Here is a 12,355-nt window from a genome sequence, read left to right as displayed (position 1 = left end):
GTTATCCGTTGCCCTCCGCCGTCCTGATGGCGTCCCGGTAGGCGCGGCCGGCGGCGCGCAGGGCGGCTTCCGGGTCGGTGCCGTCCTCCTGGGCGCGGACGGCCAGGGCGAGGAGGCGGTAGCCGATGTCGCCGGCCTCGCCCTCGGGGAGCGGCACGTCGAGTCCGGCGGTGGCGGCGCGGCCGGCCAGCTTCGCGGCGAGTGCCAGGGCGGGCTGGCCGAGGGGGACGCCGTCGGTGACGGACTCGCGCTGCTTCTCGATCGCCTTGGTCCGCAGCCAGTGTGCGTGGACGTCCTCCGGGGTCTCGGCGGTCTCGTCGCCGAAGACGTGCGGGTGGCGGTGGATCAGCTTCTCGACGAGGGTGGCGGCGACGTCGTCCACCGAGAACGGCTCCTGCTCGTCCTCCTCGGCGATGCGCGCGTGGAAGACGACCTGGAGCAGTACGTCGCCGAGCTCCTCGCGCAGCTCCTCGCGGTCGCCGTCCTCGATCGCCTCGACGAGCTCGTACGCCTCCTCGATGGCGTACTTGGCGAGGCCCTTGTGGGTCTTCTGCGAGGTCCAGGGGCACTCGATCCGGATCCGGTCCATGACCTGGACGAGATCGAGGAGGCGTGCGCCCGGCAGGTCGTAGGAACCGGGCAGCAGCTCCAGGTCCGGCATCTGCACCCGCCCCGAACCGGCCAGCCGTGCCAGCCCGTCGGTCAGCGGCTGGTTGCCCTCGCCGCCGGTGAGGACCACCACGGTCCGGCCCCCCGCGCAGGAGGCGACGAGCTCCTCGGCGTCGGGAACGGCCGGCTCGACGGTGATGCCCGCCTCGCGCAGGTACGGCAGCTGCGGCTGGCCGGGCTCCCCGCAGAGCACCCGGTCGGCGGCGTGCAGCGTCTGCCAGGCGGGCCAGGACAGCAGTCCGGGCGCGACGCGGTGGCTGGCGGTGAGCAGGACGATACGGCCGGGGTCTTCAGCGTTCACGCTGCGAATCTACCCGGCCGCGCGGCCGCTGTTACGCCCCGGCCTCCGCCGTGGTCGGCTCGGGCTTGGTCACCTGGTTGATCCAGGGGGCCTTGTAGTCGCCGAGCTGGATCTGCTTGTTGTCCCAGCTGCCGTAGCGCGGGTTGACGTCGACCGCGAGGGCCTTGGAGGCCTTCGTCAGGGTGTCGCCGAGTACCTTCGTGCCGGCCGGGGTCGACGGGTCCGCGCCGAGTGCCTGGGAGAGCTTGGTCAGCTGGATCTGCTCGCGCAGGAAGGCGTCGATCTGGCCGGGCGCGAGCCAGCGCTCCTGGAGCACCGCGGCCTGCAGCCCCTTCTCCCCCTTGTACTGGGCGACGGCCGACTGGCGCATCTGCTGGATCTCCGCGCGGCTGACGGTGACCCCGGCGTCCGCCGAGGCCCGGTCCAGGACCCGGTCCAGGATGATCCCGTGCAGCTTGGCGCGGACGAGCTGGCCGGACTGGTCGGTGGCCTGCACCGCCTGCGCGGAGTTGCCCTGCGCGTCGCGCACGTCCGCCACCTGGGCCTGCACGGTGGACACCGCGATCCGGTCGCCGCCCACGACGGCTGCAGCGCCGGGGTGGGCCTGGCTGCCGCAGGCGGAGAGGAGGGGCGCTGCGACGAGGGTCACGGCGGAGACGGTGAGCGCGGTGCGACGGCGGCGGTGCAAAGGAGCCTCCCGAGGAGATTGTGCGGCGATGCACAAAGCCTTGCGGTGATCGATGTTAGGCAGTGGAACGGGTCTGGGCCACTGATTCGACCAACGAGTCGGGAGGAGTTGGGGATGTGGGGTCCCGGGCCGGCCTGTCAGCGCACCGGTACGGGGGGTTTCGGTGGTGTGTCCGGTCGCAGCATGATCGTGCGCGAGACCACGAAGGTGATCGGGATGGCGGCCGCCGCCGCGACCAGCGGGGCGTAGCGGCTGCTGAAGCCGGCCAGGTCGACCAGCAGGTAGACGCCGCCGGTGGTGATGACGAAGTTGGCGGCGTTGGTGAGCGGGAAGAGCAGGAACTTCCGCCAGGTGGGTCTGGTCCGGTAGGTGAACCAGGAGTTGAGGAAGAACGAACCGGCCATGCTGAGCGCGAAGGCGACCGCGTGCGCGGCTATGTAGGGGAGCCGGGTGAGCAGGGCGAGGTAGCAGCCGTAGTACGTGCCGGTGTTCACGACGCCCACGAGGGCGAAGCGGACCAGCTGTCCTTTGACCGTCATCGGCGTACGAACTCCAGGGGTTCCGGTGCCGCTTCCGGGCGGCGGAGCCGGGTGTTGGTGTCCTGCACCAGGTAGTGCGGGCGGCGCTTCACCTCGTAGTAGATCCGGCCGACGTACTCCCCGACCACCCCGACCATCACCATCTGGACGCCGGCGAGTGCGGTGACGACGACGAGGAGGGTGACGTATCCGGGGGTGTCGACGCCCTTCACCAGGGCGACGCCGACGATCCAGCCGGAGTAGACGAGGGCGAGGGACAGCAGCAGCAGGCCGAGGTAGAGCGCGGCGCGCAGGGGCTTGTTGTTGAAGGAGAGGAGTCCGTCGAGCCCGTAGTTGAGGAGTTTCCCGAAGGTCCAGGCGGACCGGCCCTCTTCGCGGACGGCGTTCTCGTAGCTGAAGGTGGTGGTGGGGAAGCCGACCCAGGCGAAGAGTCCTTTGGAGAACCGGTTGTACTCGGTGAGTTCGAGTACGGCGTCGGCGGCCAGGCGGGAGAGCAGCCGGAAGTCTCCTACGCCGTCGACGAGTTCGACGTCGACGAGGCGGTTGATCAGCCAGTAGTAGGCGCGCGCGGTGAGCGTCCGGGTGACGCGGTCGCCCTTGCGGGTGCGCCGGGCGATGACCTGGTCGTAGCCGTGCGCGTGCTCTTCGAGCATGCGGCCGACGAGTTCCGGCGGGTGCTGGAGGTCGGCGTCCATGATGACGACGGCGTCGCCCTCGGCGTGCTGGAGGCCGGCCAGCATGGCGGCCTCCTTGCCGAAGTTGCGGCTGAAGGAGACGTAGCGGGCCCGTGGGTCGGCGGCGGCGAGCTGCCGCAGGATCGGCAGGGTCCGGTCCGCGCTCCCGTCGTCGACGTACACGAGCTGGAAGTCATGACCCAGCCGGGTCATCTCATCCGTCACGCGTTCATGGAAGCGTTCGAGTATCTCTTGCTCGTTGAAGCAAGGCACCACCAGCGAGATCAGCACGAATGTACATCAGCCGGTCAATATGTCGGGAGCGGATGCCGGGTGTGGCCGGTGGGCGACCATTGGGTGAACTGGCCCGTGACCGCCGGGGTTCAGCCGCCGCGGACCTGCAGCTGGCGTGCCAGCTGGCGGCGGAGTTCGACGGGCAGCGGGTGGTGCGGCCCGTATCTGTGCTCGGTGTCGTACAGCAGTGACCGCAGCCCGGCGATGGCCGCGGTGTGGTCGCCGAGGGCGAGCAGGAGCTGGCCGATGCGGTGGCGGATCTCGAAGGAGCGGGCCGGGTCGTCGCCGGTGGCGTACCGGTTCTCGTAGTACGGGAGGACGGCGCGGTACTCCGCGAGCGCGGCGGCGGGCTCGCCCAGTTGCTCCAGGCACTGTGCGGTGTCCTGGCGGAACTGGAGGGTCTGCGGGTCGGCCGGTCCGGCCTCGGCCGCGCGGTCGTCGGCGAGCCGGCGCAGCTCGGGCAGGGCGCGGCGGTACTGGCCGTCGTCCATGAGCGTGGCGGCGTACTGCTTGCGCAGGATGCGGACGACGGGGGAGCTCTCGCCGTGCTGTTCGGCGGCGGCGGGCAGGATGCCGCCGAGGAGGTCGACGGCGTGGGTGATCCGGCCTTCGCCGAGCAGCTTCTTGACCTCGTCGACGGCGGCGGCGACATCGGGCCGGGCGGGCAGTGCGGGCACCGGTGCGGGCCGGGCGGCGGGCGGGGTGGTCACGCGGTCGGGCCACGGGGCGTGGGGGCGCAGGAAGGGGCGGGTCGGGTCGAGCGGTCCGCCGGGCAGTCCGGCACCTCGGGCGGGGAGCAGGGGGGCGAGGCTCTCGTAGACCTCCTGGGCGCCGGAGGGGCGGTGCTGCGGGTCCTTGGCGAGCAGCCGCAGTACGAGCGCCTCGAGCGCCTCGGGGATGTCGCCCCGGATCTGCCGGACGGGCACGGGTGCCTCGTAGAGGTGGCGGTGCAGTACGCCGAGCGCGGTGGAGCCGGCGAACGGGACGTCTCCGCTGAGGAGTTCGTGCAGCAGGATGCCGAGTGCGTACAGGTCGGTGTACGGGCCGACGGCGCCGCCCATGGCCTGCTCGGGGGCCATGTAGGCGGGTGAGCCGATGGGTGTGCCGGTGTGGGTGAGGCGGGTGGTGTCGGTGTCCAGGACGGAGGCGACTCCGAGGTCCAGGACGAGGACGGTGCCTTCGGGGCGCACCATCACGTTGCGGGGCTTCAGGTCGCGGTGGACGATCGGCACCGCGTGGACGGCGCTCAGGACGGCGCAGAGCTGGGCGGCGACGGCGACGGACCACTGCCAGGGGTACGGGGTGTGCTCGGTGAGGTGGTCGGCGAGGTCGGCGCCCTCGACGTACTGCATGACGAGGAAGAGTTCGTCGCCGTCGCTGCCCGCGTCGTGGACGGTGACCAGGCCGGGGTGGTCGACCTGGGCGGTGACGCGGCACTCGCGGACGAAGCGGCGCCGCAGTTCGCCTGCCGCGTCGCTGCCCATGGGGCCGGTGACCTTGTCGGGGCGCACCAGCTTGACCGCGACGCGGCGGTCCAGGCGCTGGTCGTAGGCCGTCCAGACCTGGCCCATGCCGCCCTGGCCGAGGATCGTGGCCAGTTGGTATCGCCCGTCGATGAGGCGGCCGTTCACCGGCCTTCCTCCTTGCGCAGGTAGTCGCTGAGCTCGTCCAGTTCGGCGCGGACCTGGTCGATGCGCTGGGGGTGGGCGTGGGGTGTCCGGTGCGGCTGGGGGGTGGACGGCTGCGGTGCGCGGTGGGGCTGCTGGTACGGCTGCGGCGGGTAGGACTGCGGGGCCGGGGGCTGCTGTCCGGTCGGCTGCATCGGTGCCCGCACCGGTGTCTGCATGGGCACCGTGGGCGCGTACGGGTAGCCGGGCATGGGCGGCATGGCGCCGTTCATGCCGTTCTGCCGCGCGTAGTGGCGGATGTCCGCGACGATGAAGTGCGTGGGGGCGGCCACCATGGCGAGCAGCAGCAGCGGGATGAGGACGTAGTCGACGCCGTGGGCGTCGGTGTCGCTGCCGTCCCTGCCGATGATCGGCAGCAGCACGCAGACGAGCACGAAGCCGGCCCCGGCCGTCCACCAGTCGAAGGCCCTGCGGCGCACGATCGCCAGCCGGAGCAGAGGCGTCCACAGGAGCAGGCCGCAGGAGAACACCGAGAGCACGCTGAACAGCACGCGCATCGAGACGATCCAGGCCCTGCTGGGGACTGTGCGCGGCGCCGTCGGCGGTTGGCCCGGGGCGTACATGGCTGCTCCTGGAATACCTGGTCATGGGACATCCGCGCGCACCTGGACGTGCGCGCAGAACCGAGCGTAAGGGGCGGCACCGGCAAGGGGCCCCGAGTTGTACGGAACCGTTGTCGTTCCGCTCACTTCGGTGTGACCGTTCCATCCGTCAGTCCGTCGTACATCCCCTGGACGAGCCGTCCGCCGAGTTGGCCGGCGAGGCGTAGCGCGTCCTCGAAGGCGGACAGTGCGCGGAAGCGTTCGCCGTACCGCTGCTGCTCGGCCAGCGGCAGCCGGGGCAGTTGGAGGCGTCGGGCGTCGAGCCGGGTCGCGGTGGAGGCGTGGCTACTGGCCTGACGGTTGTTGGCGGTGCCGCGCAGGAAGCCGGCGAGGAACCAGGGGTCGAGTGCGGCCGGATCGGGGCGCAGCAGCTGGAGGTTCCGGCCGAGTGCGGCGCCCGCCGTGGCGTCGTCGATGACGCGGGCGACGGAGCCGCCGCCGAGTACGGGGACGACGACGTCCCCCGGTTCGACGAGCACGGGCTCCTCGTGCGGCCCGTCGGCGGGCAGGCTCCCCGACGGGGCGGTGGAGCCGAGGACGTCGTACTCGGTGAGCACGGGCCCGGTGCCGGTGCCGGAGCCGCCGGTGCGGAGCTGGAGGGCGCCGGCACGGGCGAGTTCGCCCACGGTGGTGAGCGGCCAGCGGGCGGGGGCGGAGACCTCGACGGGCGGCGGGGTGAGGCGGCCCGCGAGCACCAGACTCTTCGTCAGCCGATCCCGTACGCCGATCAGCTCGGCGGGTCCGTCAGCCGCGGCCGCGGCGGGCAGATGGCGGGCGGGAGCCAGGTCGATGTCGTCGTCGAGGAGTTCGATGACCGGGACGACGCGGCTGGTGCCGAGCCGGAAGCGGACGCTCTCCCCTGTCGCACCGGTTTCCCCGGTCCCGCCGGTCTCACTGGGCCCACTGGTCTCACTGGCCCCATCGGTCTCACCAGCTGCATTGGCCTTACCAGCTCCATTGGTCTCACTGGTCTCACCGCTTTCACCTGGCTCACCGCTGAACGGTCGCCAGGCGTCGAGCACGGCGGCGTGCAGGGCCGGCCAGTCGAGCCGGTCGCGGCCGCTCTGGGAGGAGGCAGGTTCGGCGGTGTCGGCGGTGTCGACCAGGAGGATTTCGGGCGTGGGGTGCGGCCCGGCGTCCGGCTTGCGCAGGACCCACAGGTGGAGCGGGATGCCGTAGGGGGGTGCGGCGCCGGCCGGCAGCGCGATGACGGCCCGCAGGGCGCCGCGCCGCAGCAGATCGGCGCGGATGCGGCGGCCGGAGCGGCGTGACGCGGCGGCGGGCGGCATCAGCAGGACCGCGGTGCCACCCTCGCGCAGATGGGCCAGCGCATGCTGCACCCAGGCGAGTTCGGACTCCGTGCGGGCGGGGAAGCCGTACTCCCAGCGCGGGTCGTAGGCGAGCTCGTCGTGCCCCCAGTTGCGCTCGTTGAACGGCGGATGGCAGAGCACGGCGTCGACGGTGAGGCCGGGAAAGGCGTCGGCGCGCAGGGTGTCGCCGGTTCGCACGGCGAGCGCGCACCCGGCGGAATCGGTGTGCAGGGCGAGCCGGAGTGCGGTGAGTGCCGCGAGGTCCGGATCGCTCTCCTGCGCGTACAGCGCGTCCGGCCGCGAGACGGCGCCCAGCAGGGCCCCGGTGCCCGCCGCCGGATCGAGGACGGTGCGCGCGGGCCGGCCGCCGGTGCCCGCCAGCGCGGCCATCAGCTCCGCGAGGCCGGGCGGGGTGAGCGTGTACTGGCGCGGGTTGGCGTCGAGCTGGCGCCCGAGCAGGAACTCGAACGTCTCCCTGACCCCGGCGGCAGCAGCGAGCTCCGCGGCGCCCCGCAGCAGCGGGACGGACGGCAGGAGCTCGGAGCCGTCCGGGCTGTGAACCGCGCGGCCGGCCTCGGAAGCCGGTCCGAACCGGGCGGCGAGCACCTCGTTCAGGGCGAGGGAGAGCACGCCCGCCATCCGCGCGTCGGACACCCCCGTGATCTCCCGCCAGGCGGAGGGCCGCTCGCGCACGAGGAGCAGGGCGCATCCGACGTGGAACAGGGCGGGGACGGCTCCGGCGGGGTGTCCGGCCAGTTGTTGCCAGACGCGCTCGCGGAGCGGGACCTCGGCGAGTTTGCCCTGGTCGCGCAGCCACTGTTCAACCTCGGGCAGGGCGAACGACGGACTCGTCTCGGTGCCGCCCACGGGCTTGGGGAAGTCGGCGTGCCGACGGCGCCAGTTACTGACGGCGGCGCGCCCCACCCCTGCCAGCCGGGCGATGCCTGCGGCGGTCACCTCTGTCACGTTCTCCGGCACTTGCTGTCTCCCTGGTGCTCGTACCGCTGCTGCCCGCCCGTGCCCCCTGTTGTGTCGGCGAGCATACCGACCTGTTCACACCACCCGATTCACAGTGCAAACTCTTTTGAACCGCGTAAACCATGTTGACTCGGTTCACAGGAGATGATGTCATTGACCTGTCGCTGCACAAGGCGGCGCGTGGAACCGCTCACCACTCAACTCCGCACCTGCCGAAGGGCACAGCCATGTCCCAGTACACCCAGCCGCAGCAGCCGTACATCCCCGCCCAGACACCCGGTCTGCGCCCCGCACGCAACGGGCTCGGCGTCGCGGCGCTGATCCTCGGTCTCATCGGCGCGGTCTCGGGTCTGATCCCGTTCCTCTTCTGGCTGGCAGGCATCCTCGGCCTGATCGCGCTGATCCTGGGCCTGGTGGGCCGCGGTCGCGCCAAGAGGGGCGAGGCGACGAACAAGCGCATGGCCACGTTCGGCGCGGCCCTCGGCCTGATCGCGCTGATCCTCTCGGTGGTCGGCGCCGTGATCACGTTCAAGGCGGTCGACGACGCGGTGAGCGACCTGAACAAGGCGGTGTCGGACACAACGGCCTCAGCGAAGCCGAAGGCGGGCGGGGACACCGGCAAGAACGCGGACACCGGGGCCCAGGGCAAGAAGGAGGGCACCGCCGGGGCCCTGGAGGCCGGCGACTCGGCGGTCTACGACGACGACCTCACGGTCACGGTCGGCGACGCGACCTCGTACTCCGCGAGCTCGTTCGCCGCCGGTCACACCAGGGGCAACAAGGCCTACCGCGTGGCCGTCGTCATCGAGAACGCGGGCAAGGACAAGTTCGACTCCGCGCTCGTCAGCGTCGAGGCGCGCGCCGGGAAGGACGGGGTCGACGCCGAGCAGATCTTCGACGACAAGGTCGGCGAGGGCTTCAGCGGTACGGTCCTGCCGGGCAAGAAGGTCACGGTCCTCTACGCCTTCGACGCCCCTGCGGACGCGAAGAGCCTGACCGTGGAGGTCAACCCCGGCTTCACGTACGACGCCACCCAGTGGGACCTGAAGCTCTGACTCGCGCCGAAGCACCCGCAGGACACCGGCAGGGCCTGCTGAACAGCCATAGGGCTCCGGCCACCCCTGGGGGGGGTGGCCGGAGCCCTATGGCTGTTGACCGGTGGGTCGCGGCTGGTGACCGGTAGGTCAGCCCAGCGCCTTCAGTGTTCTCCAGTCCACCGACAGGACCACCCTGACCGGCGCGTTGGTGTTGGTCCGGGACGGGAAGTAGATCCGCGTCTGCCCGTCGGCGCCGGAGCGGGACCAGATGTCGGGGATGCCGTCGCCGCTGACGTCGGGGATGCCGATCGCGGTCGCGACGTTCGCCTCCGTCCAACTCGTGCCGTACGGCTCGTCCTTCCCGGTGAGGGAGTCGGCCGCCACCTTCAACGACGCCACGTCCACACTGCCGGCGACCGTGCCGGGCCTCCCCTGGCGGAGGTACATGTTGCCGTTGTCCAGGTTGCGCCACAGCAGGTCGGGCGTCTTGTCGCCGCTGATGTCGGTGACGTTGACGATGTCGCGGCGGCCCCACGCGTCGTCGTTCATCAGCGTGGCCGTCCGGAACGTGGCGCCGGTGTAGCCGGACAGGAGCCAGAACTGGGTACCGGAGCGCAGCACCAGGTCGGGCAGCTTGTCACCGGTGATGTCGCCGATGGCCCTGATCTGCGTCCAGGTCGACGGCGCCGGAGTGTTCGAGGGCAGGCGGACCTCCAGGCGCCGGGTGACGTCGAAGCTGCCGTAGCCGTCGCCCGGGTAGAGCCGGAAGCGGCCGTCCGGATTGACCGCGAACAGGTCGGTGGAACCGTCGCCCGGGTAGGTGTCCTGGTAGTGGCTGATCAGCGCCGCCTTGCCGGTGGCCGGGTCGTACCAGTGGCCCTGCGGATCGGGCTTCTTGTCCGCGTCGTAGGAGGCGGCCAGACAGCCGTACAGGTCACCCTCGGGTCCGCCGACGCAGTTACGGAGGTTGCCGTTGGCATCCACGATCAACAGGTCGGGGATGCCGTCGCCGCCCGTATCGAAGGGGCCGTCCGCCTTGTCCCGCGGCGGGACGTAGAAGTTGTAGTCGGTGCGCATGCTCGGGTTGCCGAGCGCGTCGTAGGCGTACACCTGGAGCCAGTTGGGACCGGCGTGGGACGGGGCGAAGCCGGTGAGTGTGTAGGTGCCGTTGGTGGCGGTCACGTCCTTGGGGTTCACCCCCTCTATGGACCACCGGAACTTGGCGGCCCCTTCGGAGGTGAAGGTGACGGGGCCGGTCTTGCCGAAGTTGACCGTGGCCCAGGTCTGGCCGTCGGGCGTGGCCTCGGGAAAGACGTCGCTCTCCACGGTGGGCGGCGGCGGCCCCGAGCCGTCGACGGTCAGGGTGCAGCGGTTGCCGCTGGTCGGGTAGTACGCCGATACCTTGCCGCCGGAGTCCTCCGCACGCACGTCCCAGTAGTAGACGCCCTTGTCCACCAAGGTGGTCGCGGCGACGGTGAGTGTGGCCTTGCCGCTGGAGAGGCTGGTGACCAGAGTGCCCGACGGGGTGGTGGCGCCCTTCTTCCAGAACCGGAACCGCAGGCCCTTGAGGTTGCCGTCGGGGTCGGTGGACTTCGCCGACAGGACCAGGTTCGTCTTGCCGATCGTGGCACCGGCCGTGGCCTGGTTGCAGGTGCCGCCCGGAATGCTGGAGACGCCGGAAGGTGTGGTGGGCGGCCGGTTGTAGACCACTTCCATCGCGGCGCTGGTGGCCTTGAACTTGCGCCACGTCTGACTGTCGGACTCGCTGGTCGCGCGCATGCCGAAGGTGATGTTCGACCAGCCGCTGTCCGCGCCCTTCTGAGCGGCCGACTTGACGTCGAACGCCTCGTAGTCGTCCGGGCAGGAGGACGAGGACCATCCGTGGGCGAACGACTTGCGCTGGATCTCCGTCGCCCAGCTCGGCTGCTTGTTCCATGTCGTGCCGGAGGAGATCCCCCCCGTCAGCCAGAACTGGAACTCACGGGTGGTGCAGGACCAGGAGTGGTTGTTGAGCACCTTGAAGCTCGCCGAGGTGATGGTCGCGCCCTTCAGACTGGCGCTGTAGTTCATCCGCCAGAAGGAGCGGGCCGTGCCGTTGGTTTCGCTTTCGTGGCCGACGCGGGCGTCCGAGGTGCCGGAGCTGAAGTTGGTGCCGTTCCAGAAGCTGGTGTTCGGGTGCGGCTTGTAGGCGACGGTCCACGCCAGCCAGCCGCTGTTGAGCGTCGGGTCGACATACACCGGGTAGCGCACATCGGGGTCGGTGAACAGTCCGGCCCGCGCAGCGTGCAGGTCGAGCCGGGCAGCGCCGGTTCCGTCGCCCTTCAACTCGACCGGCATCGGGGCCTGGTGCGCACCCGGCTCGATGCCGCTCAGCCCGGACAGCTTCAGCACGTCCGCCGGCGTGTCGACCGAGGTGCGCGTCGTGGAGCGGCCGTCGCCCAGCTCCGGGTCACGGCCGTCGGAGTCCCAGGCGAAGGGCGTCGGAATCGAGCCGACCTCCTTGCCGGAGCGGTCCTGGACGACCACGCGTCCGCTGTCCTCGTCGTGATGGAACACCGCGGTCTTCGAGCGCAGCCCGTACGCCACCGTGGCCAGCGCCTTGCTCTGCGCGGCCTCGCGGTTCTTGACGATCAGCAACTGGGCGAAGCCCCCGTCCTCGCGGGCGACCAGCAACAGGTCTACGCCCGGCAGCACTTCGGGGTACAGCGCGCGCGGACCGTCGAGCACCGGCTCGGGCAACGGGCCGGGCCAGGTGTAGGCCACGGTGTGCCCGTCGATGTCCACCTCGGCCAGCACCGTCTCCGACGACGCCTCAGGGCCCTCGGCCGGCGACAGCCGGGTGAGGGAGCGGTCGGCACGGTCGGCCCCGTGGCCCGGCGTGCCGCCGGAGAAGCGGACGGGCTGCGCGGGGTTGACCGGCTGGACGCCCAGCCCGCGGGCGGCGCCCTTCACCCGCCGCAGCCGGTTGTCGACCGGGGCCCAGGCGCCGGTGGCGGTCTTCGCCCGGGACGGGAGCGCGGTCGTGCGGGTGCGCAGCAGGCCGTCCGGCCGGGCCCAGGTCTGGGAGGTGGCAGTGGTGGCCGTGTCCACGAGCACTTGCTTGTGGGTGCGCACGGCCTCCGCCTGGGCGGCGGCCTCATCGCGTGGGCCGGTCGACACCTTCCGTGCCTGAGTGGCCTTCTTCGACAGAGGCGGTGAGGCCTCGTCAGCGCTCCACCACGGCAACAGTGCGGCGGTCAGGGCGACGAGGACGAGGCCGAGTGTGAGGGACAACCTGGTGCGCGTGCGCACGAAGGGGCTGAGGAAACGATGCGGCGCGGACACGGCGGCGGTCTACTCCCGTGTGGGACCAGGTGAACGGGCATGGGCGCGCACACCATCACACGAAATCCATATGCGATCTACATATGGAGAATTTATGAAGTCGTGACGAATGAATGGTGCGCACGTGACCGGCCTTTGACCGTGCGTGATGTGCGGCTTTTGATCACCCGAAGTGAGGCGGTAGGCAGGGCTTCTCGACATTTTATCGACTTATCCGCAACGTTGACGGTATGTCAGTGCATGACGCATGA

The 12,355-nt window shown here is 71.0% G+C and carries 9 protein-coding genes; 1 reads left to right on the top strand and 8 read right to left on the bottom strand.

What is annotated here, in order from left to right:
• Position 1 precedes the first annotated feature (1 nt).
• The 7 genes from EDD93_RS14870 to EDD93_RS14840 form a co-directional block, all read right to left on the bottom strand.
• Positions 2 to 970, bottom strand: coding sequence for a nucleoside triphosphate pyrophosphohydrolase (locus tag EDD93_RS14870; RefSeq protein ID WP_123525602.1), 969 nt, complete (start codon positions 968 to 970; stop codon positions 2 to 4).
• A 31-nt stretch (positions 971 to 1,001) separates the two neighbouring features.
• Positions 1,002 to 1,658 (bottom strand): SurA N-terminal domain-containing protein, encoded by a 657-nt coding sequence (locus tag EDD93_RS14865; protein ID WP_123525601.1) that lies wholly within the window; start codon positions 1,656 to 1,658, stop codon positions 1,002 to 1,004.
• A 137-nt stretch (positions 1,659 to 1,795) separates the two neighbouring features.
• Positions 1,796 to 2,197 (bottom strand): GtrA family protein, encoded by a 402-nt coding sequence (locus EDD93_RS14860; protein WP_123525600.1) that lies wholly within the window; start codon positions 2,195 to 2,197, stop codon positions 1,796 to 1,798.
• The gene (locus EDD93_RS14855; protein WP_123525599.1) at positions 2,194 to 3,162 is read right to left on the bottom strand and encodes a glycosyltransferase family 2 protein; all 969 of its coding nucleotides are present in this window, start codon (positions 3,160 to 3,162) and stop codon (positions 2,194 to 2,196) included. Before EDD93_RS14855 ends, EDD93_RS14860 begins: the two co-directional genes overlap by 4 nt.
• 92 nt (positions 3,163 to 3,254) lie before the next feature.
• A complete protein-coding gene (locus EDD93_RS14850; RefSeq protein WP_123525598.1) occupies positions 3,255 to 4,796 on the bottom strand; it encodes a serine/threonine-protein kinase in 1,542 nt (513 codons plus the stop codon).
• On the bottom strand, positions 4,793 to 5,416 hold the full coding sequence (locus EDD93_RS14845) for a hypothetical protein (protein ID WP_123525597.1): 624 nt from the start codon (positions 5,414 to 5,416) through the stop codon (positions 4,793 to 4,795). The genes EDD93_RS14850 and EDD93_RS14845 overlap by 4 nt, the downstream gene beginning before the upstream one ends.
• Positions 5,417 to 5,538: 122 nt before the next feature.
• Entirely contained in the window at positions 5,539 to 7,743 is a 2,205-nt protein-coding gene (locus EDD93_RS14840) for an N-6 DNA methylase (protein WP_123525596.1), read from the bottom strand.
• Between the two features lie 227 nt (positions 7,744 to 7,970).
• Between EDD93_RS14840 and EDD93_RS14835 the strand changes: the two genes are divergently transcribed.
• Positions 7,971 to 8,798, top strand: a complete 828-nt coding sequence (locus EDD93_RS14835; RefSeq protein WP_123525595.1) for a DUF4352 domain-containing protein — start codon at positions 7,971 to 7,973, stop codon at positions 8,796 to 8,798.
• Between the two features lie 129 nt (positions 8,799 to 8,927).
• Here EDD93_RS14835 and EDD93_RS14830 read toward each other — a convergent pair whose 3' ends face one another.
• Positions 8,928 to 12,104, bottom strand: a complete 3,177-nt coding sequence (locus EDD93_RS14830; protein ID WP_123525594.1) for a DNRLRE domain-containing protein — start codon at positions 12,102 to 12,104, stop codon at positions 8,928 to 8,930.
• Between the last annotated feature and the right edge of the window lie 251 nt (positions 12,105 to 12,355).

The organism is Streptomyces sp. 840.1 (assembly GCF_003751445.1).
In the GTDB taxonomy this organism is placed as follows: Bacteria; Actinomycetota; Actinomycetes; order Streptomycetales; family Streptomycetaceae; genus Streptomyces.
Note: the sequence above shows the minus strand (reverse complement) of the source record. Positions and strands in the feature narration are given on the sequence as shown.

Coding starts and splice junctions, on each gene's coding strand:
- EDD93_RS14835 (WP_123525595.1), top strand. CDS start 7,971: ATGTCCCAGTACACCCAGCCGCAGCAGCCGTACATCCCCGCCCAGACA.
- EDD93_RS14845 (WP_123525597.1), bottom strand. CDS start 5,416: ATGTACGCCCCGGGCCAACCGCCGACGGCGCCGCGCACAGTCCCCAGC.
- EDD93_RS14860 (WP_123525600.1), bottom strand. CDS start 2,197: ATGACGGTCAAAGGACAGCTGGTCCGCTTCGCCCTCGTGGGCGTCGTG.